This window comes from Amycolatopsis vastitatis, from assembly GCF_002234595.1.
In the GTDB taxonomy this organism is placed as follows: Bacteria; Actinomycetota; Actinomycetes; order Mycobacteriales; family Pseudonocardiaceae; genus Amycolatopsis; species Amycolatopsis vastitatis.
This window is the reverse complement of the sequence record NZ_NMUL01000003.1, coordinates 33222-56718: the sequence shown is the minus strand read 5'-3', so window position 1 is coordinate 56718 and position 23497 is coordinate 33222. Positions and strand designations below refer to the sequence as shown.

The 23497-nt window shown below is 72.8% G+C and carries 13 protein-coding genes; 10 read left to right on the top strand and 3 right to left on the bottom strand.

Features of this window, described 5'->3' with window-relative positions:
- Nucleotides 1–10: 10 nt before the first annotated feature.
- Genes CF165_RS02750 through CF165_RS02700 form a run of 8 tightly spaced genes read left to right on the top strand, consistent with a single transcriptional unit; the run spans nucleotide 11 to nucleotide 16567 of the window.
- The gene (locus tag CF165_RS02750) at nucleotides 11–598 is read left to right on the top strand and encodes a YbaB/EbfC family nucleoid-associated protein (protein WP_240521431.1); all 588 of its coding nucleotides are present in this window, start codon (nucleotides 11–13) and stop codon (nucleotides 596–598) included.
- Complete coding sequence (locus CF165_RS02745) at nucleotides 598–918, top strand: WXG100 family type VII secretion target (protein WP_093945813.1); 321 nt, start codon at nucleotides 598–600, stop codon at nucleotides 916–918. Before CF165_RS02750 ends, CF165_RS02745 begins: the two co-directional genes overlap by 1 nt.
- 9 nt (nucleotides 919–927) lie before the next feature.
- Nucleotides 928–7674, top strand: a complete 6747-nt coding sequence (locus CF165_RS52420) for a WXG100-like domain-containing protein (RefSeq protein WP_240521433.1) — start codon at nucleotides 928–930, stop codon at nucleotides 7672–7674.
- Nucleotides 7674–8108: a hypothetical protein gene (locus CF165_RS02720; RefSeq protein ID WP_093945808.1), complete on the top strand. Its 435-nt coding sequence runs from the start codon at nucleotides 7674–7676 to the stop codon at nucleotides 8106–8108. Before CF165_RS52420 ends, CF165_RS02720 begins: the two co-directional genes overlap by 1 nt.
- On the top strand, nucleotides 8105–9520 hold the full coding sequence (locus CF165_RS02715; protein WP_240521430.1) for a TNT domain-containing protein: 1416 nt from the start codon (nucleotides 8105–8107) through the stop codon (nucleotides 9518–9520). Before CF165_RS02720 ends, CF165_RS02715 begins: the two co-directional genes overlap by 4 nt.
- Complete coding sequence (locus tag CF165_RS02710; protein ID WP_093945806.1) at nucleotides 9521–11764, top strand: ADP-ribosylglycohydrolase family protein; 2244 nt, start codon at nucleotides 9521–9523, stop codon at nucleotides 11762–11764.
- A 16-nt stretch (nucleotides 11765–11780) separates the two neighbouring features.
- Nucleotides 11781–14624, top strand: a complete 2844-nt coding sequence (locus CF165_RS52415; RefSeq protein WP_093945805.1) for an ADP-ribosylglycohydrolase family protein — start codon at nucleotides 11781–11783, stop codon at nucleotides 14622–14624.
- A gap of 35 nt (nucleotides 14625–14659) precedes the next feature.
- The gene (locus CF165_RS02700) at nucleotides 14660–16567 is read left to right on the top strand and encodes a TNT domain-containing protein (RefSeq protein WP_093945804.1); all 1908 of its coding nucleotides are present in this window, start codon (nucleotides 14660–14662) and stop codon (nucleotides 16565–16567) included.
- On the opposite strand, the gene CF165_RS02695 is transcribed toward CF165_RS02700, so the two are convergent.
- From CF165_RS02695 to CF165_RS02685, 3 genes are read right to left on the bottom strand one after another with little or no spacing between them, the layout of a single operon-like run.
- On the bottom strand, nucleotides 16554–17405 hold the full coding sequence (locus CF165_RS02695) for a class I SAM-dependent methyltransferase (protein ID WP_093945803.1): 852 nt from the start codon (nucleotides 17403–17405) through the stop codon (nucleotides 16554–16556). The genes CF165_RS02700 and CF165_RS02695 overlap by 14 nt on opposite strands.
- Nucleotides 17406–17417: 12 nt before the next feature.
- The gene (locus CF165_RS02690) at nucleotides 17418–18725 is read right to left on the bottom strand and encodes a sensor histidine kinase (protein WP_093945802.1); all 1308 of its coding nucleotides are present in this window, start codon (nucleotides 18723–18725) and stop codon (nucleotides 17418–17420) included.
- A gap of 3 nt (nucleotides 18726–18728) precedes the next feature.
- The gene (locus CF165_RS02685; RefSeq protein ID WP_093945801.1) at nucleotides 18729–20165 is read right to left on the bottom strand and encodes a CCA tRNA nucleotidyltransferase; all 1437 of its coding nucleotides are present in this window, start codon (nucleotides 20163–20165) and stop codon (nucleotides 18729–18731) included.
- Between the two features lie 101 nt (nucleotides 20166–20266).
- Between CF165_RS02685 and CF165_RS02680 the strand changes: the two genes are divergently transcribed.
- Both CF165_RS02680 and CF165_RS02675 read left to right on the top strand, forming a co-directional pair.
- Complete coding sequence (locus CF165_RS02680; protein ID WP_167441325.1) at nucleotides 20267–20821, top strand: NUDIX hydrolase; 555 nt, start codon at nucleotides 20267–20269, stop codon at nucleotides 20819–20821.
- Nucleotides 20818–22968, top strand: a complete 2151-nt coding sequence (locus tag CF165_RS02675) for a DUF6049 family protein (protein WP_093945799.1) — start codon at nucleotides 20818–20820, stop codon at nucleotides 22966–22968. The genes CF165_RS02680 and CF165_RS02675 overlap by 4 nt, the downstream gene beginning before the upstream one ends.
- Nucleotides 22969–23497: the final 529 nt, after the last annotated feature.

Sequence of the window (23497 nt, the reverse complement as noted above, 5' to 3'; positions counted from 1 at the left end):
GGGGGCACCTGTGACCACCGCGGGCGACGACCGTGCACGGCTCGAAGCACGCAACGCCGCGATGAAGGACCGGATGGACACCCTCCTGGAGAACTTCGAGCGGCAGACCGCGCAGCTGCGCGACGCCCAGGCGGCGGCCGCCGAAACCACCGCGCAGGTGAGTTCCCCCGATGGCCTGGTCCGCGCCACCATCGACGCCGGCGGCAGCCTCGTCAAGCTCGAGTTCGCCCCGAACACGTTCGAGCGCACCACTCCGGCGCAGCTCGCGAACACCGTCCAGACGCTGGTGCGGCAGGGGTCGTTGCAGGTCAAGCAGAAGATCGCGGACCTGATGGCGCCCATCACCGAGGGCCTGCCCGACCTCGCCGACCTGGTCGAAGGCGCACCGTCGCTGGCCGGGCTGGTGCCGCCGATCCCCGACTTCACCGAGGACGAAGAGGCACCGGCGCCGCGTCCCGAGTCGTTCGAAGACGCCGGTTCGATCCTGCGCAACGAGCAGGCGCCGATCCCGGCACCCAAGCCCACTCCCAAGCGCGTCCGCCCGCCGCGTGACGAGGACGAGGAGCCGCCGTCGTCCTGGATGACGAGGGGCGACTGATGCCGGACGGGACCGGCTTCACCGCCGAACCGGACGCGGTACTGCGTGCGTCGAACGGCCTGGTCACCGCGGCGGACGGGCTGGAGAACGCGCTGAAGGCGTTGCAGGGTGCGCTCGACGCCCAGGGCGAGTGCTGGGGAAACGACGACTCCGGCAAGGAGTTCGCCAAGGACTACGTGCCCGGGGCACAGGGCGCCACCGAAGGGTTCGCCAACCTCGTGCAGGGACTGCGCGGCATGCAGCAGAACGTCGCGAAGTCGATGAAGGCGCTCTCGGGCGCCGACGAAGACGTGACGTCGCAGCTCAGCAAGGGGCAATGACGCGTGGGGATGGAAATGCCCGACGCGGTCAAGTGGCTGCTGCCGATCGTCGTCGGGGAGAGCTGGCCGGAGGGCGACGAGACCAAGCTGCGTGCCCTGCGCGACGCGTGGCACACGGCGTCTTCGGCGATCGGGCCGGCCTCCGACGCGGGCAACCAGGCCGCTCAGGGCATCCACGACAACTGGACCGGAGACGGCGCGGACGCGTTCGCCGAGCAGTGGAAGAAGTTCGTCGAAGGCGACGAGGCGTACTTCAAGCAGCTGGCGGACGCGACGAAGGCGCTGGGCGATTCGTGCGACCAGACGGCGCTGGACGTCGAGTACACGAAGTACATGATCATCATTTCGCTGATCATCCTGGCGGCCCAGATAGCGGCGATGATCGCGGCGGCCGCGGTGACGTTCGGCGGCTCGACGGCGGGCATCGCACCGGCCCAGATCGCCACCCGGATGACCGTGCAGATGCTGTTCCGGCAGCTGCTCGAGAAGCTCGCCCAGCAGGGGTTCAAGCAGGTCGCGAAGGAGCTGCTGGAGCAGTTGCTCAAGCAGGGCCTCAAGAAGATCGGCATGGAGGTCCTCAAGAACGAGGCCATCAACCTCGGCATGGACGCGGGCATCCAGGGTCTGCAGATGGCCAAGGGCGACCGCAAGAGCTGGGACTGGTCCAAGACCTCCGACGCGGCGATTTCGGGCGCGGTCGGCGGGGTCGTCGGGGCGGCTTCCGGATCGATCGGGCGAGGCGCCACCGAGGGGCTGTCCCACAGCGCCGGCGGCCAGATCGCGGACGCGGCCATGCGCGCGGGGGCGCGCGGTGCGGTCGAAGGGGTCGCGCAGACGGTCGGACAGGCGGCCGTCACGGGGGACTTGGGCTCGCTGACGCCGGAGCAGCTGCTGATGGGCGCTTCGAGCGGGGCGGTCGGGGGTGCCGCCGGGGGCGCCAAGGAGCAGCTGCACTCGATCCACGAGGCGAACATCCCGCGGACCGAACCAGGTGACGCGGGGGGCTCGTCCTCGGAGGCTGGGTCTCGGGGTGAGGGGTCCTCGGAGCCGGAGTCTCGCGGGGAAGGGGCTGGTCGGGAGCCTTCTTCGGAGCCGGAGTCGCGGGGTGAGGCGGCCTCGGAGCCCGAATCGCGAGCCGCGGCTTCGCCTGAGCCCGAGTCACGGGGTGAAGAACCCCGGCACGAGGCGTCGTCCGAGCCCGAATCTCGCCGGGAACCTGAAGCGCGGCGGGAATCCCCGTCTTCGTCGGACTCACGGGTGGAGTCCGAGCCGGAGGCCCGGCAGGAGCAGCGTGCGGACAACGCGCCGAGCCACGGGCAGCCGGGCCCGGAACGGCAGTCGGTCGAGCCACGGCAAGCGCCGGAGCAACCCGGCTCCGAGCCCGCAGCTGTGCGCGCGATGGCGGAGCAGCCGGCTTCGGCGACGGGCACCGGTTCGCCGAGTGGCGGATACGGCATGGCACCGCCGCCGGGATCCGGCCCGGAGCCGGGACGGCAGACCGTCGGACGCCCGCAGGACAACGTCGGAGCGGCCGGGTTCACGGGCGGTGCGAGCCAGCCGTTCGCGGCGGATGGCGGGACGGCGGCGTTCCAGAACGGACCGTCGCCGCAGCAGGCACCGCCGCCTCCCGGCGGGTTCACGCCACCACCACCCGCGGGAATGCCGAACGGCGGTGGCCCGGGCCCGCGACCGGCCGGGCCGTCGCCGCAGCAGCCGATGCCGCCGCATGGTGGAGAACAGCCGCGACGGGTCCCGCCGCAGGATCCCCGCTGGATGCTGCAGGGTGGTCAGCCACCCCAGCCCGGCCGGCGGCAGGGAACGCCACCGCCAGGTCAACCCCACGGCGGTCCCTCGCCGCTTCAGCCAGGTGGGCATCGACCACAGCCGAGCACGGGAGGGCAATCGCCCCACGGCGCCCAAGCGCAGCCCGGCGGGCAACTACCGCACGGTGGGCAGCCGCCGGCACATCCGGGCGCACAGCCACCGCACCCCACGCAACCACTTCCCGGCGGCCAACCGCCCCCCGGGCAACCGCCGCTGCGGCCCGGCGGGCAGGCGCCGCAGGGCAGCCAGCCGCCGGTACAGCAGGGCGGGCAGCCACCACACGGTGGGCAACCGCCGCATGGTGGGCAGCCTCCGATGCGGCCGGGTGCACAGCCGCCGCATGGGGCGCAGCCATCCGTTCAGCCCGGCGGGCAGCCGCCGCAGGGTGGGCCGCAACCTCTGGGTGGGCAGCCGCACCAGCGGGGGCACTATCCGTCGGCCGGGCAGCCGCCGATGGGGGGCCAGCCGCCGCAGGGTGGGGTGCACCCGCACGATCCGCGCCGGGTGCCGCCGATGGGGGCGCCGGGTGGGCAGCGTCCGCCGATGCCCGGGTCGCAGCGTCCCGCGGGATATCCGAACCAGCCGCGTGGTCCCCAAGGGCCCGGCGGACGGCCGCCGATGCCGCCCCCGCCGGGCGGACGCCCTCCCATGTCACCGCACGACCCGCGGGTGCCCCCGCCTCGGTTCGGTCCGCCGTCGGAGCACCTGCCGCGCGGGCCGCAGAGCCCGTTCGACCCGCCGCGGCCGGTGGACCGTGCGCCGGAACAGCCACGACCTGCCGAGCAGGCACCCACCGCCCCCACGCCTGCGCAGGAACGCCCGGCGCCGCACAACGAGCAGCAGGCCGAGCACGCCCCCGCCCAAGAACACCCGGCCGAGCAGCCCGCCGCCGAGCACGCGGCCCCAGAACACGCCGCTGACCAGGAACCCGCTGCTCACGACGGCGAACCTGCTCACCTCCGGCCCGACGAGCCCTACCTCGCCGACCACGCCTTCCACACCGACGATCCCGCCGGGGTCCGGCGGATCGAGGACACCTTCATGGACTCCGGGCGGCACAGCCCGGAGTCCGGCGAGTGGCGTCACGAGCAGGTCCGGCGCGAGGCGCTCGCCAGGCGCGACGAGTTCCACCCCGGCATGTCCGACGCCGGCGCGTTCGCCGTGCACGCCTACACGCGGTACGAGATGGTCGGGCCGCTCAACCGGGCGCTGCGGATGGGTGGGCCCGAGCTCGTCGATCTCGCTCCGCAGGCCGGGGCTCTCGCTTCCGGGCTGAACGAGCTGCCGCCGCACCTCGGGACCGTTTCGCGGCGGGTCGACTTCCACGGCGATCCCGCGCGGCTGCAGGCCTTCCTCGGGCGGTTCCACGAGGGTGCGCACATCACCGAACCGTCGTTCCTCAGCTCGTCGAAGGTCGACGCGGAGCACCCGCGCAGCACCTTCCCCGGCGAGGTCGAGATGCGGATCCGGTCCAGGACCGGCCGGGACGTCGAAGCGCTGGCGAGCATCGGGCACGAACGCGAAGTCCTCTTCAAGGCCGGGACGCAGTTCCAGGTCACCGGGGTCGAGATGGGGCCGGGGCACCCCGAGCACCCGAACCACAAGCGCGGCGAGCCGCAGTGGGTGGTGCACGCCGAAGAGGTCACGCCCGGTGATCCGGGGCATCTCGGCGAGGCCGACGCCCGGACCGCCGTCGAAGAACGCCGGGCCCAGGAGCGCGCCGACGAGGAGCGCTTCCAGCGCGAGGCCGACGCCGAGCTGGAACAGTTCTACGCCGAGCACCCCCACCTCAAGCCGACCGGTGACATGTCCAAGCTGCTCGGCTTCGACCCCGTGGACGCTCCGCCGCCGCCTGTGCGGCGCGTGCCGGCCACCGGCGAACCCGAAGGTGGCTGGTCCCGGCTCGCCGAGCCGCTCACCCCGGGCGGCGTGCCCGTGCTGCACGCCGGGTCCGTCGAGACGCCGCAGCAGCACGCGCGTCTCGTCCGCGACGCCGTTCCCGAACTCGGTGCGGTCAACACCCGCAACCACTACGGCCCGGACGCCCTCGAGAACGGCTTCCGCACCAACGCCGCCGATTCGATGGTCGCCTTCGAGCGACGGATGAACGGCGAGGACGTCGTCGCCGGGCCGTCGCGGGGCGAGCGGCTCGACGGGCCGTGGAGCCACCGGGGCAGCTTCGACGACGTCGCCCGCGACCTCGGCGAACGTCCCGTCGGCGCGCGGTCCGCGGTCGCCTTCGAGCACGCCGGCGCGGAACGGCTGGTCGCCGCCGTGCACACCGAGCACGGGGTGCTGTTCGCCGATCCCGTCAGCGGACGGCTGGCCGAACTGCCGCACGACGCCGCCGGGATCCGCGAACTGCCCCTGGGCCCCCACGAAACCGGCCCCCACGAAACGCCGGCGATCGGCGACCGCCTCAGCCCGGCGCCCGAGCGGCTGCCGCACGACGAGCGTTACCTCTTCGACGGCGAGCACCGCGGCACCCCCGCCGACCACGACAGCATCCGCCGCGCGGTCGGCGACGAGGGCATCTACCAGCAGATCCACGACCGCGCCCTGGCCCGCCGGGACGCCGCCGGACTGCCCCTGACCGACGAGGGCGCTGTCGCGGTCCACGGTTACACCCGCGGCGAGTACGCCTACGACGTCAACGAGGCCCTGCGCCGTGGCCCCGGCCACCCCGGCTTCGACCTGGCGCAGGCGAACGCGCGCGCCATCACCGACGGCCTCAACCAGGTCCCGCGCACGTCCGGCAAGAGCATCCGCGCCTTCGACGTCGGCGGCGACCCGCGGCTGGCCGAGCTGGTCGCCGGGCCGTACGAGCCGGGCGCCGTCGTCGTCGAGCCGGCGTTCTCCAGCGCGTCGATCAAGACCGGCGAGTTCTCGACCAGCAAGTTCGGTGACGACGTCGAACTGCACGTCCGGTCCGACAACCTCCGCGACATCTCGAAGCTCGCCGAGAACCCGTCCGAGCGCGAGACGCTCTCGCCGCCCGGCACTCAGCTGCTGGTGCACGAGCGGCGGCTGGAGATCACGCCCGAGGGCCGCCGCAAGTGGGTGATCGAGGCCGAGGAGATCGGGCCCGGCCACCCGCGTTACCTCGACCCCGAGGCCGCGCAGCGGAAGATGGCCGAGCGGCGTGCCGAGAACGAGCACAACACGGCCGAGTTCGAACGGCGCCGGCAGGCCGCGCTGATGGAACGCCTCGGCGGCTTCGGCGAGCCGGAGCAGCTTCACCAGCCTGAGCACCCGTCGATCAGCGACGCCCTCGACGGCTCGGAACCGTCCGTGGTCCCCGAGCCGCAGCCGGACTACTCGACACTGGCGCGCGCGACGAACCCGCCGTCAGAACCGGCCATCCACGCCGACACGGCGACGCCGGCGGAGCGCGCGGCCTACGTCCAGGACCGGCACCCGCACCTGCGCGACGTCAACCCGGGCTTCCACCAGCCCGGCGCGCTGGAGAACGGGTACATGTCCAACTGCACCCGCGGGCCCGAGGCGTACATGGACCGGCTGCGCGGCGGCGACATGACGGCCGAGCCGGCCCTCTTCCACGAGATGGGCACCCGCGGCACGCTCGAGCACCTCGAGGGCCGGTTCGGCGAGACGTTCTCGGCACGCGGCAGCTACGACGACGTCATCCGCGAGATGCGGGACCGGCCGCTCGACCACCACGCTGTGGTCGCGGTGAAGTACGAAGGCCCGAACGGCGTCGTGTACGGGCACGTCGCGATGGTCGTGCACACCCGCGACGGCGTCGCGTTCATCGACCCGCAGTCCGGTGACCTCATGCACCTGCCGCAGCCGCCGAAGGGCATCAAGCTGATGCACATCGGCACGCCGGACGAGGTCCACGTCCAGCCGGAGCACGCCCCGAACGAGACGCACGGCGGCTATGGCAATGCCCCGCAGTCGCGGCTCGACGAACTGCTCGCCCAGCCTCGCGTCGCCGAGGCGCTCGCCGGTGCCACCACCGACCTCGTCGTCAAGGACCACGAAGGCAACCCGCAGAACCTCGGCCCGGTCGGCGAGTTCGTCCGGACGCGGCTTGCGGAGCACCCGGAGCTGGTCAACCTGCTCCACGACCCGGCCAACGAGTTCCTGACGCGGTCGCTGCTGCGCAAGCCGGAGACGATCGCGAGCCTGCTGGTGCACGACGAGGCCATCCCGATCCTGGCCGACGCCGTGCACGAGGTGCACCACCCGGCCCCGGACGCCGAACCGGTGAGCCCCGACGCCGAGCCGACCCCCCTGACGCCCGAACAGCACGAGGTCGCCGACCGGGTCACCGAAGAGGCCCGGCAGCACCGGCCGTCGGATCGGCTGCAGGCGCCGTTCGACCCCGCCATGCGGGGCGACGAGGCTTACACGCGCGAGTACCTCGGGCACCGCTACGAAGAGGCGGCACGCGCGCAGGAAGTGCTCAAGCGGACCTTGCCGCCACTGGCGGAGGAAACCAACGGGACCCCGGGATTCCGCCCCGGTCCCAAGTCGCTCGGCCGGGCGATGGACAAGATCGCCGACTACGGCGGAGATGCCTCGAGGCTGATCGACCTGGCCGGCGCGATGATCCAGTTCGAGCGGGTGCAGGACGCCTACGCGGCGCTCGAACGCGTTGCCGCGCACCCGGAGCTGGACATCGTGAAGTTCGAGGACCGATTCGCGAACCCCGCGGAAGCCGGTTATCGCGACTTGCAGATGAGCGTGCGCATCGACGGCCACGTCGCCGAGCTGCGCCTCCACGTCAAGGCACTCGACGACGTGGCCGCTTACGAGCACGCGCTCTACGAAGTTCGCCGGGATCTCAAGGCACTCCGGAAGGCCGAAGGCCGAGCGAACTACACGACCGAGGAACAGGCCCTGATCGACGGGCTGATCAAGCGCGAACGCGACCTGTTCTGGGACGCGCTGCAGGGGAGTCTCTAATGGTTCAGACGCCGTCCTACTTCGAGTACTACGACCACACGTACGTGGTCGAGAGCACGCCCGACGGCGGGCTGACCGGTCGCATCCTGAACTGGGAGACCGGGGCGTTCGAAGAGAAGCCGGACCACGTTCCGGACGTGCTCCTCGGCCACGAAGCCGAGATCGTGAAGCTCGACTGGGAGCGGTTCGTCATCCGGACCGAGGAGGAGCGGCACCACTACCTCCGTGGCGACGGGCCGATCTTCGCGCTCTACCAGACCATCGACGCGATCTGGGCCGGAACCGAAGAGGAGAACCGCCGGATCACCAAGGAGGAGCGCGCGTTGATCGACTCGATCTACCGGCGGACCTTCAAGATGTGGGAGGACGAGTTCGCGCGCCGCGACGCCGGCGACCCCCCGACCTTCCGCTACACCTCGACGTTGGCGCGATGATTCACGTGGAACATCGACTTTCGCCCGAAGAGCAGCGCGCCGTCCTGGTACGGTTGGGAAAGCTCGTCCGGCAGCACCGGGCCGACGCCGCCGCGCCGGCCGTCGTCGACTTCCGGCAGCTCGGGAAGCACACGGAGATCGCCGGCCACAACACGGCGACGCCCGATGAACTGGCCGACGTCTTCACCGAGCTGAGGGCCGGGATGTACGCCGAGGGCCACGGCACGTGGCTGCAGGCGCGGTTCACCCTCGACCCCGGCGGCACCTTCGACTTCGACTTCGCCCTCGACGATGATCCTTTGTGGACAGATTCGCCGGAGCCGGCGGCCTACCCGGAGGAGCTCGGGGAGTACCCGCGCGCCGACGAGCACATCCCCGACTGGTGGCGGCTGCGCGCACAGCTACCGCTGGGTGTGGTGTTCCGGCACGCCGACGTCGGGGGACCGGACGCCGACCGGCCGCCGCTGACCGACACCGAGGTGCCGCTCGTGCTGCAGTACCTCGAGCGCGAAGCCGTCGTCCACGAGGACGGCGACGAGCGCTTCCACACCGACGGCACCTGGATCTGGCACGCGGCGGTGCCGCACCTCCTGGCGGAGTACGGCGTACCGCCCGAACCGGACCTCGTCGCGCACATCCGGCGTCACCACTACCAGCCGCCGTACGTCGAGCCGCTGGTCCGCCGGACCGCCGAGGCGGACCTGCTGGGCAAGCCGCGGCCGAAGCCGGGCCGCGGCGACGTGAAGAAGACCGTCGGCGACGTCGTCGCCGAGCTGGAGACCACGCCGGATCCGAAGCTCGCCGACGACGAACTGCTGATCGTCCTGGTCCAGCGGCTCGGCGAGCACGGGGTGTGGCCGGAGGCGTACCGCGTCGGCGAGCGGGTGGACGGCACGTGGTGCCTCAACTACACGTCCGACGGCTGGGAGGTCGCCGCGTACGCCGGCGGAGAACCCCGCGAGCCGAAGTACTTCGGCCGGCTCGAGGACGCCGCGCAGCAGCTGCTCGGCGCGCTCCTGCTGCACCCCGCCCGGATGACCGCCGGGCACGAAACCCCGCTGGAAACCGCGAAGGAACTCGACGACTGGCCGGTGCACCCGGCGCCGGGTGAGCCTCCCCTCACCCTGCTCCGCAACAAGCGCATCACCAGGCTGGTGGCGGGTACGGTCGTCCTGCGCTTCGGCGAGGAACCCGGCAACCTCGTCCACCACGGGGAGGTACGGTTCGCCACGACGTCGCTGCCGCTCGAACGCGAGCGGGTGCGGCGGAGCTACCGGCTGAGACGCCCGCTGCACGTGATCACCGGCATCACGGTCCCCTGGGCGAACCTGCCGGGTGGCGCGGTGGCCTTCGTGCTGCCGAAGACGATCGCCGAGCACGAGTCCGACGGAAGCCTGGAGAGGATCGAGTAGGTGGAAGCGGCGGAAGCGATTGCCAAGGTCGGTCAGTGGCTGCGCGCGGTGCACGGCCCGGACGTCTCCGGTCCCGCCGGGCTCCGGGTGGACACCGAGAGGGTCCTGCGCATCCCCGAGGGCTGGTCGGTGCCCTACAACACCATCGCGTTCCTCGACGAGGGTCGGCCGGAGAAGGAGATCTTCCCGCCGCCGTCGGTGGTGGTCCGCGAGCCGGACGGCGAGCTGCGGCAGGCGCACCCGCACCCGGGCGGGCTGTCGGTGCCGGTGGCGTTCCCCGGCCAGGAGAACTGGCGCGAGGTCGTCGACCCCGAGTACGTGAAGGCCGGGCTCGGCGAGCTGGGCGTGCCGCTGCAGGCCGTCGCGGGCTGGGTGAAGGTCGACGCCGAGGGCAACCAGACCGGCGAAGAACGGGAGAACCCCGAGTACAAGGCAGGGCCGATCCGCCGTGGCTACCCCAAGCCCGAGAACGCGCTCGAGACGCTGCTGTCGTTCGCCAGCGTCGGCTGGCTGACCCGCGAGCTGCTGCTCATCGGGCTGATCCGCTGCGAGGTGTTCGTCCCGCTCGACCTGGAGACCGGCAAGACCGACCGGTTCTACTTCGCCGAGGAGCGCAACGAGCTCAAGGTCTTCAGCTCGACCCGGAACCTGCCCTCGCGCGAGCACGGCTGGTGGAAGGTCGACGTCGCGACGCTGGCCGAGTTCGAACACCCGCCGAACCTGGTGATCAACGGCGGCCCGACGACCATCGAGGACGTCTCCAGCGGCGAGCTCGCCGAGATCGTCCAGCGGTTCCCGCGGCACGAGCCGCGCATCGACGTGCACGGCCGCTGCCCGGAGGCCGAGGAGGACCTGCTGCGCGTGGCCGCCGAAACGGCGTCCCGGATGGGTCTGCCCGAGCCGGTCAAGCCGCCGCTCCTCGCGGCCGAGAAGGCCCGGCGGCGGGGCTTCGAGCTGACCGCCGAGGAGTGCGCGAAGACCATCCTCGGCGAGTCCTGGCTGAATCGGCTGAACATGCCGGAGCCGCCGCGCAGCAAGCCCAACGACCTGCGCGCGAACGGCTTGGCCCCGTCGTACGACAACACCGGCCGCACGGTGCCGCGGCTGGACACGTTCGGCAAGTACTTCGAGCGGGACCTGGACGGCTTCCGCTACGGCTGGCAGCGCGTGACCGGCGCGTACGTCGGCTTCGCGCTCGGGGAGGCCCTCGGTGCGGCCGTCGACCGGATGCCCCTGCACGACATCCACGCCAAGTACGGCATCGAAGGCGTCACGGACCTCGTCCCGGCGTTCGACCAGCCGGGCCGGATCGGCTCGCTGACGCAGCGGCTGCTGTTCTACACCGAGGCCGTGATCCGCAGCCCGCACCGCGAGCAGCCGGAGTCCCGCGAAGCCGAGCAGCTCTTCCCCGACGTCGTCCGCGGGGCGCTGCAGCGCTGGCTGCGCACCCAGGGCGCGCCGATGGACGCGCTGGACGGCTGGCTCGTGCAGGTCCCGGACCTGCACGCCCGGCGTGACGCCGACGACGCCGAGCTCAACGGCTACCACCAGCTCGCGACCGGCGCCGCCGGCGCGACCCCGATGACCGGGCCGGCCGCGCTGATCTCCGCGTTGCCGGCCGCGCTGACCATGGCCGGGCCCGGCAGCGGGTTCAGCGGCGGGACGCGGCAGGCGGTGCGCGGCCTGGCGGGCGTCACCCACCCCACCGAGCCCGACCTGGCCGCCGCGACCTACCTGACCTGGCTGTTCGAGCACGCGCTGACCAAGGATCCGTTCAGCTTCCCGATCTGGAACCTCAGCCGCGAGGTGCTCAACCCGGACAACCAGTTCCAGCAGGGTCCCGAGTGGACGGAGATCGGGGAGATGGTCGCCGAGTCCGTCCCCTTCTTCGGCGAGCACGGACTGCCTGACCTGCGGATGCCCGAGCTGATCGGCGACGGCAAGACCACGTTGTCGGTGCTCGGACGCGCGTTCGCCGCGTTGTCGGGCTTCGAGAACTACCCGGAGCAGGCGCTGCTTCGCGCCGTCAACCACTCCGGCCGCAGCGCGCTGACCGGCGCGATCGCCGGCGCCCTGCTCGGCGCGCGGACCGGGATCCCCGGGCTGCCGCAGAAGTGGGTCGACCAGCTGGAGCTGCGGTACCTGGTCGAGAACGTCGCGTCCGACGCCTACTGGCACTTCGACCGGCACTCGGCGTTGAGCGCGCTCGGCGACCAGTGGATCGAGCGGTACCCGCGGCATTAGCCCGAGGATGGGGAGAATGACAGAAGAGGACTTCGTCGAGTGGCGCCCAGACGTCGACCCGGAGTTCGACGAAAAGGCGTTCCCCGACCTCGGCATCCCGGTGCGTGCCATCCGCGGCTGGGCTCAGTACACGGCGTTCGGGGAGCCGACGGGCCCGCGCCGCGTCAACGACCAGTACCGTCCGGGCCCGGTGTGGCACGGCTTCCCGGTGCCCACGACCGACGCCGGGAAGCTGCTGAACTACCTGGGCGCGAACTGGATCAGCCGCGCCGAGTTCGCGCGTGCGCTGCTGGACTGCGAAGTGCTTGTTCCCCTGCCCGACGGCGAGCCGTTGCTGCGGCCGGTGCCCGGCACGGGCAGGCGCGAAGTCATCGCGTACAGCTCGTCGGCGAAGGTGCCCGGGCGGTACCCGCGCCGGTGGCGGGTGACCGTCCGCGAGCTGCTGGCCGACCAGCCGGGGACCGGGCTGACGCTCGATCCCGGCACCGGGCTCGTCCGCAGCCTCACGGCGGCCGAACTGGGCGTGGTCGAAGGTGAGCGCCGTCCGAAAGTCGAGGAGCCCGCGCCGGAAGCCGGGCCCGAGGTCGCCGAAGCACTGCCCGCGCTGGTCGCGGAGTTCGGCGTCGAGCCGCCCGACCTGCTGGAACGGCACCTGCGGTACGCGGTGGACCACGCCCGCGACCACCACTTCGAGCTGACGGCCGCCGAGTGCGTCCGGTACCTGCGCGGGTTCGCCTGGCAGTACCGCAACGGCGTCCGGCGCCGCGCGGGCCAGGACCCGGAATGGCCCACCGACCTGGGGGCGAACGGCCTGATCGCGCATGTGGACGAGGACGCGCGCCCGCGTCCGGTGCCGTGGACGTTCGGGAAGTTCTCCGCCTTCGGCACGCTCGCCGGGCGCTTCGCGTGGCACCGGGTCGTCGGCGCGTACGTCGGTTTCGCGATCGGTGACGCGCTGGGCGGCGGCGCGACCGGTCCGCTGCCGATGGGCGGCCTGACGCGGAACCTGCTGTTCCACACCGAGGCGGTCCTGCGCGGCCTGCCGCCGGTGCCGACCGGCGAGGTGCCGGCCACCCTGCCCGGGCCGGACCCGGACGGCTGGCTCGCCGTCGCGACGCGGCACTCGGGTCCCGCGCCCGCCGAGTTCTCCGCGCTGCTGGCCACGGCCTTGGCCGCGGCGCCGGCCGGTGCGGCCGCCATGGCCGACGTCGACGGCGAACAGTACGCGAAGGACGTTGCCCGGGAGCTGACCGGCAGCGCGGCCGGCGCGGAGGTCACCGAGGGCGTCGACCTGCTGGTCGCGCTGTTCCAGGCGCTGCTCACCCGGGACGCGTTCGCGTTGCCGGTGCACCTGCGGCTGCGCGAGGTGGGCGGTGACCTGGCGACGTCGACCCTGGCCTTGCGCGAGGACCGCGACGCCGACGACGTCACGCAGCTCGAAACCATCGGCGACGGCCGGAGCGTCCGGTCGGTGCTCGGCCGGGCGCTGTTCGCCGCGGCCAAGCGCGGCTACGACCCGGAAGCGGCGCTCACGCTCGCCGCGCGGTCCGGTCCGGTGGCCGGCGCGCTCGCCGGAGCCATGGTCGGCGCCCGGCTCGGCGTCCCCGGCCTGCCCGCCGAGTGGGTGGCCGCGCTGCCCGATCTCGGCCTGCTCGACGACGTCGCCAGCGACGTCTTCTGGTACTTCAACCACAACGGCCTCCAGACGGAGACCGCGGAACACGCCCGCTGGGAACGCCGCTACCCGAGCGGCCGCTTCACCCCGAAACCGAAGGGACTCCCCTTGCGATCGCGACTGCGTGGCAGCCTGCTGGCCGGGGCGATCGGCGACGCTCTGGGCGCGAAGACTGAGTTCGACTCGATCGACCGGATCCGCGAGCTCGCCGGGCCGGACGGCATCACCGACTTCATCCCCGCGTACGGCGGCGAAGGCCGGATCACCGACGACACGCAGATGACGCTGTTCACGCTCGAAGCACTGATCCGCGCGCACGCCCAGCGGCGCCGGACCGGCTCCGCCGACGTCGTCCAATCGCTGCAGATGGCCTACCAGCGCTGGCTGCACACCCAGGGCGTCACGTGGGACCGGGCGCGCGGACCGCAGTCGGGCGTCGAGGTGCCGGACGGCTGGCTGATCACGCACCAGGAGCTGTTCAGCCGTCGGGCACCGGGCCTGACCTGCTTCGGCGAGCTGGAGGCGTACGGCCGCTCCGGCGTCCGGGGCACCATCGAACGGCCGGTGAACAACTCGAAGGGCTGTGGCGGCGTCATGCGGGCGGCGCCGATCGCGCTGTGGTCGGACGACCTCGCCGAGGTGTTCCGGCTCGGGGCCGAGAGCGCGGCGCTGACCCACGGTCACCCGAGCGGGTATTTGTCGTCGGGGTGCTTCGCGGTGATCGTGCACGAGCTGCTGCACGGAAAGCCGCTGCTCGACGCGGTCGCGACGGCACGCGCCGAGCTCGTGAAGCACCCGGCGCACGAAGAGCAGAGCGGGGCGCTCGACGCGGCTCTGGCGCTGGCGGAGCAGGGGCCGCCGACGCCGGAGAAGCTGGAATCGCTGGGGCAGGGCAACGTCGGTGAGACGGCGTTGTCGATGTCGGTGTACGTCGCGCTGACCACCGCGGACGCCGGCTCGGCGTTGCTCGCGGCGGTCAACCACAGCGGCGACAGCGACTCGACCGGTTCGGTCTGCGGCAACCTCGTCGGCGCGATGTACGGCGAGGAAGCCCTGCGGAAGAGCTGGCTGGACCGGCTGGAACTCCGCGATGTCATCGTCGGCCTGGCGGACGACGCGCTCACCGAGTTCGGCCCGGATGCACCGGGTGACGACCGGTGGTTCGCTCGGTACCCGGTCGACTAGGTTTCCGGTGTCACTGGGGTCAGGGGAGGACAAACGTGCGTTACCGGGTTGAGGTGGCCGAACGCCCGGACGGCCTGTATGCGGCGTGGGGTGAGGGGACCTTCCGCGCGCAGCGGTCGACCACCGACGGCACCGTGCTGCTGTCCGTGCTGCCGGAGGAAGAGGCGCCGGAGGGCTTCGACAAGGAGTTCGACGGCCGTCCGGCGCGGGTCGTGCCGGCGAGCGAAGTGCCGTCGACGTTCACGCTGCGCACCTTCTGCGAGTACGACGGCGAGTACTTCGAAGTCGCGCCGGGCGACCGGCCCGAGCTGACCCTGCGCTGGGTCCGCGACGACGCCGCCCGCGCGGCGCAGCTGGGGTTGACCGACTTCTCGGTCACGGTGCCCGCCAAGCAGGTCAGCGCGCTCTGGCAGGCGCGGCAGGACTTCACCGAGACGCCGGAGGCGCGGCCGCGGCCGGGCACCGGCGACCAGAACGCGTTGCTGCGCGCGATCGGCCGGACGCTGCTGCACACCGTGCCGGGCGGCTGGGCGCGGGTCGGCGCGCAGTTCCGCCAGGTCGGCGACTACGCCGAGATCGAGGTCCGTGCGGTCGGCGACGAGGACGGCCCGGTGTCGGTGTCGCTGCCCGCGGTGCCCCGCCTCGGCGGCCTCTTCGCGCGGCTGCGGACGGCGATGTACCAGCCCGAAGCCGGCACCTGGTTCCAGGGCACGTTCACCCTCGACGCGCAGTCGCAGTTCGACTTCGACTTCGACGCCGACCGCGAGCCGGACTGGCGGGTGCCACCCAACGACGGGGGCCGCCCGTCGACCGCCGCCTACGAGCTGGAGCTGGCGACCTTCCCGCGGACGCCGAAGCACCTGCCGGCGTGGCTGACCGCGAAGGCCGGACTGCCGCTGGACGTCGTGTTCCGGCACGCGCGGGTCGCCGACTCGCACGTCGAGGGCGAACGCCCGGTGGTCAACCGGCCGCCAGTGCCGCCGGACCAGGTCCGCGGCGTGCTCGACTACCTGTTCCGCGCACCGGTCGCCCTGCACCGGCCCGCGCCGCTGCCGGACATCTTCGGCGCGCCGGGCGCGCCGCCGGACGTGCCGAACGCGTTCCACACCGACGGCACCTGGATCTGGCCCGCCGCCGTGCCGCACTACCTGCGCAAGTACGGGGTGCCGCCGGAACCGGAGCTGGTCGAGCAGGCACGCGCGATGAACTGGCGCCCGCCGTTCGTCGGGGAGCTCGTCCGCGCGACGGCGGAGGCGGAGGTCCTCGGCCAGCCGCGACCGCCGCAGACGACCGCCGACCTGCCGGACGACCGGGCGCTGACCCGCGTGGCCCGGGGCGAGCCGGTGCGGAACCTGCGTGGCGCGGAGACCCTGGAGCTGCTCCAGCAGCGGCTCGCCGAGCACGGCGTGCCGGCCGCGGCGTACCGGATCGGCGCCGGCGAGATCCCCGCCGAAGGCGTCTGGACGCTGCGCCGCGCGGAGAACGGCTGGGAGGTTTCCCGGCCGCCGTCCGACGAGCCGGTGGCGTTCGGCTCGCTCGCCGACGCGGCCGGGTTCCTCCTCGGCGTGCTGCTCATGCTGCCGCCGTGGCCGGCGGAGGAGTCCGACCAGCCCGCCGACTGGCCGGTCCTGCCGCTGCGCGGCGAACCGCCGTTGAACTTCTACCGCGGCAAGCGCCTGGTCGTGCTCTCGCCGGGGACGACGGTCGTCCGGTTCGGCAACGAGACCGGCAACCTGGTCCACGCCGACGGGACGCGGTTCGCCGAGACGTCGCTGGCGTTCGAGCGCGAGCGGGAGAAGCGGCTTTACCGGGTGCAGCGGTCGGTGCGGGTGCTGACCGGCGTGATGGCGCCGTGGAGCACGATGCCGGGCGGCGCGGTCGCCTACCTGCTGCCGCGGCCGCTCGCCCAGCACCTCGAAACGGGCGCCCTCAGCAGGCAGTGATCAGGACGGCGGGCGACCACCAGTAGTCGGCGAGCGGTTCGACGCCGACCTCGGTGAAGCCCGCCGTCTTCAGCTGCTCAACCCAGCCGGCGGCCGGGTGCTCCCAGTTCGTCCGCTGCTGCCCGTCGACGATCCCGAGCAGGACCGGCAGCAGGAATCCCTGCGCGACCAGCGTGGCGTCGTCTCCGTACTCGGCGACACCGCGCTCGTAGCGCTCGACGAGCGAGCGAAGGTGCTCCGGCGAGCCTTCGTCGAATTCGGGGACGTCGAACTCGGCGAGCACCAGCGTCCCGGTCCGCGGCTGAAGCGTGCGAAGCACCTCCGCCCGCTGCTCCGGCTCGATGGACTGCATCGCGAACGTCGACTGGACGAAGTCCCAGCCGAGGTCGTCCCGGGCCAGGAAGTCCTGCGCGGTCGACTGCCAGCACTGCGCCGACGGCACCCGTTCGTGGACGCCCTCGAGCAGCGCGGCCGACGGCTCGACCAGGTCGATCCGCGCGGGCGTGTGCGACGCCTGCTCCAGCGCGGGCACGACGGCGAGGCCGTCACCGCAGCCCAGGTCGAGCAGCGACTCCGGCTTCGCGGCGTCGTAGCGGGAGGCCAGCTCGGCGCTCAGCGCCCGGTACAGCTCGACGTTGCCGCCGCCGCGGATGAACGCCGTGAACGCACTCGGCTGGTCGTACACCGGCGCCGAGCCGTCCCCGGCCAGGTAGGTCCGCAGTTCGACGGCCAGCGAGGAGCCGGCGAGGCCGGCCTGGGCAGCGAGTTCGGCGGCCTGATCGCGGTCACCCACGCGATGGGCGGCGAGAGCGTCGGCGAGCAGCTCGATCGAGGTCATGTTCAGGAGATATCAGAACGGCACCCAGAGCGTCACCCGAGTGCCCCCGCCGGGCAGTCCCGACTCCACCAGCGACGTCCCGCCGACCTCGGCGAGCCGCGCGGTGATCGACTCGCTGATGCCGAACCCGGCCGGGTGCTCGGCCTTGTCGAACCCCGCGCCGTGGTCGCGGGTGATCACGGCGATCCCGCCTTCGCGCTCCTCGACCCGGACCACGACCCGGTCGGTGCCGGAGTGCTTCATCGTGTTCCGCATCGCCTCGCGGACAGCGTCCCGGATCGCGATCTGCCGGACCTCCGACAGCGTGTCGTCGTCCAGTTCCGCCACCACGAGCTGGGCGCGCAGCCCGTCGCGCGCCATCTCGGCGGCGAGCGCGGCGAGCTTCTCGCCCAGCGGCCGGGCACCGGCCTCGGCCCGCTCGGACGCCGCCGACTCGATCGTCTGCCGGATCTCCATCGCCTGCGCCCGCGCGAGCCGCTGCATCTCGACCAGCCGTTGCTCGGCGTTCGTGGTGTCGGTGAGCGCCATCGCCTCCAGCGTCTGCAGCACGGTGTCGTGCAGCATCCGGTGCTGCTGGGCGCGCTCGGCGAGCCGTCCGTTGCGGGTGCCGTAGGCCAGGGCCAGGCGCGTCCCGAGCCCGGTCAGCAGCAGGGCGGCGGTCGCCAGGAACATCTCCACGAGCAACGCGGAGAACATCGACAGCGCCGGACCGACGTGGAACCGCCCGGTGTTCAGCCAGTTCGCCAGCATCCGCAGCGGGAAGGCGGCCACCCCGAACATCAGGCCGGTCGGGACGCCCAGCGCGAGCGTCAGCAGCCCGACCTCGCCGAACAGGTGCGCGCTGCTCACCGCGAGCGCGTCGAAGTACGCCTCAGCCGGCACGGTCAGCGCGAGGACCAGCGGCGACAGGACCGTGAAGACCAGGTCGACGGCCAGGAGCTTCCCGGCGTCCCGCCCGCGGAACGGCGCCGAGCGGAGCATCCAGCGGAAGCCGACCAGGTTCAGCAGCACCGACAGCAGGGTGAACACCCCGACCGGCACCAGCCCGGTCACCCCGTGCTGGAAGACGTAGACGCCGAACTGGCCGGGCACCGCGAGCAGCCGGAAGCCCAGCGGGATGAGCACGACGTACCGGGTCGCGCGCAGGAGCAGCGTGTCGCGCTCGGTGGGATCGATCGGACCCGACATCCGTGAAATCCGCCGGAGCGCGTGCATCGGCGCGGGGTCGGCGATCTCGTCGGGCAGCTCACTCGTGGCGGTGGCGATCGCGGGGGCGCCGCGCCTCAGCAGCGCCACCAGGAAGCTGCCCCCGCTCGCCACGGCTCACGCGTCCCCGACGCCGTTTTCCGTGGCCCACTTCTTCAGCTCGGCGACGGCCTCGTCGTGCTCCAGCGGCCCGCGGTCCAGGCGCAGCTCCTTGAGGAACTTCCACGCCTTCCCGACGTCCGGCCCCGGCTTGAGGCCGAGCAGCTCCATGATCTGCTCGCCGTTGAGGTCCGGCCGCACGCGGTCGAGGTCCTCCTTGGCCTTGAGCGCGGCGATGCGGGCCTCGAGGTCGTCGTAGGTCGCCCGCAGCGCGGCCGCCCGGCGGCGGTTGCGCGTGGTGCAGTCGGCGCGGACGAGCTTGTGCAGCCGGGTCAGCAGGGGACCGGCGTCGGTCACGTACCGGCGCACCGCCGAGTCCGTCCACTCGCCCTTGCCGTAGCCGTGGAACCGCAGGTGGAGGAAGACGAGCTGGGAGACGTCGTCGATGATCTCCTTCGAGAACTTCAGCGCCCGCAAACGTTTGCGGGCCATCCGCGCGCCGACCACCTCGTGGTGGTGGAAGCTCACGCCGCCACCTGGCTGGAACTCCCGCGTCGCCGGCTTGCCGACGTCGTGCAGCAGCGCCGCCAGCCGCAGGATCAGGTCGGGTTCCGACGTCGGCTCGTGCGTCTTCTCCAGGTCGATGGCCTGGGCCAACACGGTCAGCGAGTGCTCGTAGACGTCCTTGTGCTGGTGGTGCTCGTCGATGGCCAGCCGCATCCCGGGCACCTCGGGCAGCACCCGGTCGGCCAGCCCGGTGTCGACCAGCAGCTCCAGGCCCGGCCGCGGGTCGGGCGCGAGCAGCAGCTTCGACAGCTCGGCCTGGACGCGCTCGGCGGTGATCCGGTCGATCTCGCCCGCCATCGACGTCATCGCGTCGACCACCCGCGGCGCGGCGGTGAAGTCCAGCTGCGCGGCGAAGCGGGCGGCGCGCAACATCCGCAGCGGGTCGTCGGCGAACGACTCCTGCGGCGTCGCCGGCGTGTCCAGGACCTTCTCCCGCAGCGCGCTCAGCCCGTCGTGCGGGTCGATGAACGTCTTCGACGCCAGCTCGACGGCCATCGCGTTGACCGTGAAGTCGCGACGCAGCAGATCGCCCTCGATGCTGTCGCCGAAGGTGACCTCGGGGTTGCGGCCGACGCGGTCGTAGCTGTCCGCGCGGAACGTCGTGATCTCGAGCTGCATGCCCTTCTTCGTCACGCCGACCGTGCCGAACGCGATCCCGACGTCCCAGACCGCGTCACCCCACTCGCTGACGATCTTCAGCACGCGGTCGGGACGCGCGTCCGTGGTGAAGTCGAGGTCACCGGACCGGCGGCCGAGCAGCGCGTCGCGCACGCTGCCGCCCACCAGGTACAGGCGGTGCCCCGCACTGGCGAACCGTTCCGCCAGCTCCTCGGCCAGTGGGGAGACCCGCATGAGCTCCACCACCTGCTTGTCGACCACGTCGTTCACGAAAATCCCACTACGTTCGAGGTGCGATTACCTCAGGCACCGCCGGACACGGACACGGAGAGCCAGCCTACCGGGGCAACCGTTTGCTCTAGCATCGCAGCATGTCTGGATCAGCCGGCCGCCCCGGCGCCTCGAAGCCGCGCAGGCGGCGGAGGCGTCAACGCGGCAGGCGCCTGACCACGGTCGACGAGACGTCGGCCGGTGGCCTCGTGGTGGACCCCGGCCGCGAACGGGCGGTGCTGATCGGCCGGCTCGACCGGCACGGCAGACTGCTGTGGTCGCTGCCCAAGGGCCACATCGAGGACGGTGAGACGGTGGAACAGACTGCCGTGCGCGAGGTGAAGGAGGAAACCGGCATCTCCGCGCGCGTCCTGCGGCCACTGGGCACCATCGACTACTGGTTCGTGGCCGAGAAGCGGCGCATCCACAAGACCGTGCACCACTTCCTGCTCGAAGCGCTCGGCGGTGAGCTGTCCGACGAAGACGTCGAGGTCACCGAGGTGGCCTGGGTCCCGCTGGCCGAGCTGGAGTCCAAACTCGCCTACTCCGACGAACGCAAGCTCGTCCGGAGGGCCAGTCAGATGATCGAGGAACTTTTCGCGCGCCCGGACGTCCACGGACGAGATGAGCACGCCCCTGAGGGAGCCCCCGAGTGAAGCGGTTCGCCGCAGCCTTCCTGTCCGTCCTCTTCCTGGCCGTCCCCGCCCTCGCCGGAGCCCCGGTGGCCCAGGCGGCCGAGGGCGCCCGCCTGCGGGTCGACCTGACCGAGCTGAGCCCGCGCGTGATCACCGGCTCGACGACGACGCTGACCGTCGCGGGCACGGTGACCAACACCGGTGACCGGAAGGTCACCCGGCCGCAGGTGCGGCTGCAGGTCGGTGAGCGGGCGACGGGCGAACGCGGGATCGGCGACGTGCTGTCCGGCGCGGTCGTCAAGGACAGCCCGCTGACCGACTTCACGCCGGTCGCGGACGCGCTGGCGCCCGGGCAGAGCGCCCCGCTGAACATCACCGTGAACCTGACCGGGACCCGCGCGGCCCAGCTCAGCCGGGCCGGCGTCTACCCGCTGCTGGTCAACGTCAACGGCACGCCGGAGTTCGGCGGGCCCGCCCGGCTGGGCGCGGTCAGCATGCTGATGCCGGTGCTGGCCGGGCCGGGCCGGGCGTCCGGCGGCCATCCGGGCGCCCCGAGCATGACGCTGCTCTGGCCGCTGACCGGCAACGTCCCGCACGTCTACGCGGCGCCATACGGAAGCCCGCTGGTGCTGGCCGACGACCGGCTGGCCGCCGAGATCAGCGGCGACGGCAGGCTGAACGCGCTGGTCACGGCGGCCGCCACCGCGTTGCCGGGCAACTCGGGCCTCGCCAAGTCGATGTGCTTCGCGCTCGACCCCGACCTGCTCGCCACCGTCGCCGCGATGAGCCGCGGCTACCTCGTCCACACCGACACGGGGAACGTCGACGGCAAGGGTGCCGACGCCGCGAAGACGTGGCTGTCCGCGCTCCGCTCGCTGGTCGGCGGCCGGTGCGTGGTGGCGCTGCCGTTCGCCGACGCCGACCTCGACGCGCTCACCCGGATCCGGCCGGGCGACGCCGGCCTCGTCACCCGCGCCGCCGCCGGTGCGGCGACCATCCAGCAGGTCACCGGGGTCGCCCCGCAGACCGGCGTGCTCTGGCCGGCCGGCACGCCCAGCGCGTCGGTGCTCTCGGCGCTCGCCGGGGCCGGCGTCCGCACCGTGCTCACCGACGCGGGCAAGCTGGCCCCCGCCGCGACCGGCGGCGGCGTCACCGTGCAGGGCAGCACCGTCCGCGTGCAGCCGACCGACTCGCTGATCGCCGCCGCGATGACGGGTGTCCCGACCGTGCCGGACTCCGTCACGGTGCCCGCCACGACCGAGCCGGCCGTCGCGAGCCAGAACGGTCTCGGCGCCCTCGCCTTCCGCGCCGGGCTGGGCCAGGCCGCCGGGCAGCAGCGGCCGGACCACCTGCTGGTCGCGCCGCCGCGGCGCTGGGACGCCCCGGCCGAGGAGTTCACCACCTACCTCCGGCAGGTCGGCGGTTTCCTCGAGGCGGGCCTGGTGACCGCGACCGGGCTGCCGTCGCTGCTCGCCGACGACGCGGCGCCCTCCGGCGCGGCCGGCGACAGCGGGCAGGACGCGGCCGGCATCGACGCCGGCGTCGTCTCGACCCTGTCGGACATCGACGACCAGGCCACCGGCCTGGCGGCCGCGATGCGGATCGACCCGACCAAACGGGTGAAACCGGACGACGTCGTCGAGCCGGTCCGGCTGGCCGAGCTGCGCGGCGCCTCCACGGCGTGGCGGGGGCTGCCCGCCGCGGCGGCGACCACGAACGCGCAGGCGGAGCTCGCGGCGATCAGTGGGCGGGTGAGCGTCACGCAGCCGAAGCAGACCATCGCGCTGGCGTCCGGCAATTCGCCGCTGCCGGTGTACGTCAGCAACGACCTGCCGGTCGGGATCAACGCCCGGTTCGCCCTCAACAACAACACCGGCCTGCGCTCGGAGGAGGCCAAGGACTGGTACTTCCCGGCCAGCGGCGGCAAGAACTACTTCCTCCCGGTGGAGGCGCTGCGGGCCGGCCGGTTCAGCGTCGATGTGTCGTTGCGCACGCCCACCGGTACCCCACTCGGGTCGTCCGCGCGGTTCGAACTGACGTCCACCGAGTACGGCGCGATCACCATCATCGCGACCGTCGCCGCAGGTGTGGCCCTGCTTCTGCTCGCCTCCCGGAGGATCTACCGGAGGGTGAAGGACGCCCGCGCCGGCCGCGACGTCGTGAGCTGATCGCTCGGCCTTTGAGTGTTCCGGGCCGTTCCCGATTACCCTTGGTCCGCACGTGCGCGGCACCGGGCCGCGGCACGGGGGAAGAGCACCGAGGATTGGGCGCGCGTTGGAGAGAGAGCCGGGCTTGCCACCCGAGCGTGCGAGTCGTCCTCGGCGCGAAGGCGCCCCACCCCCGCAAAGGGGCGACGGGCCTCCCCGAGCGTCGCAGCCGGTCCGCCGCCAGCCACCACCCCAGCAGCCGCCTCCGCCCCCGGAGCGCGGCCGCCGCCAGCCGCCCCGCAACGGCCACACGCGCCACCTGCCGACGCCCGAGGACGTGCCGGCGCGCGACCCGCGACCGGCGCGCGGCAAGCCCCCGGTCCGCGACGAAGCCCCCGTCCGCGACGGCAGGCCCGCCCGGGACGACGTGCCGCCCCGGCGGCCGATCCGCGAGGACGGACCACCCCGCGACGGCCGGCCGGTCCCGGACGACGGCCCGCGCCCCGTCCGTGACGAACCCCGCGACGGGCGCCCGCCCCGCCGGGTCCCG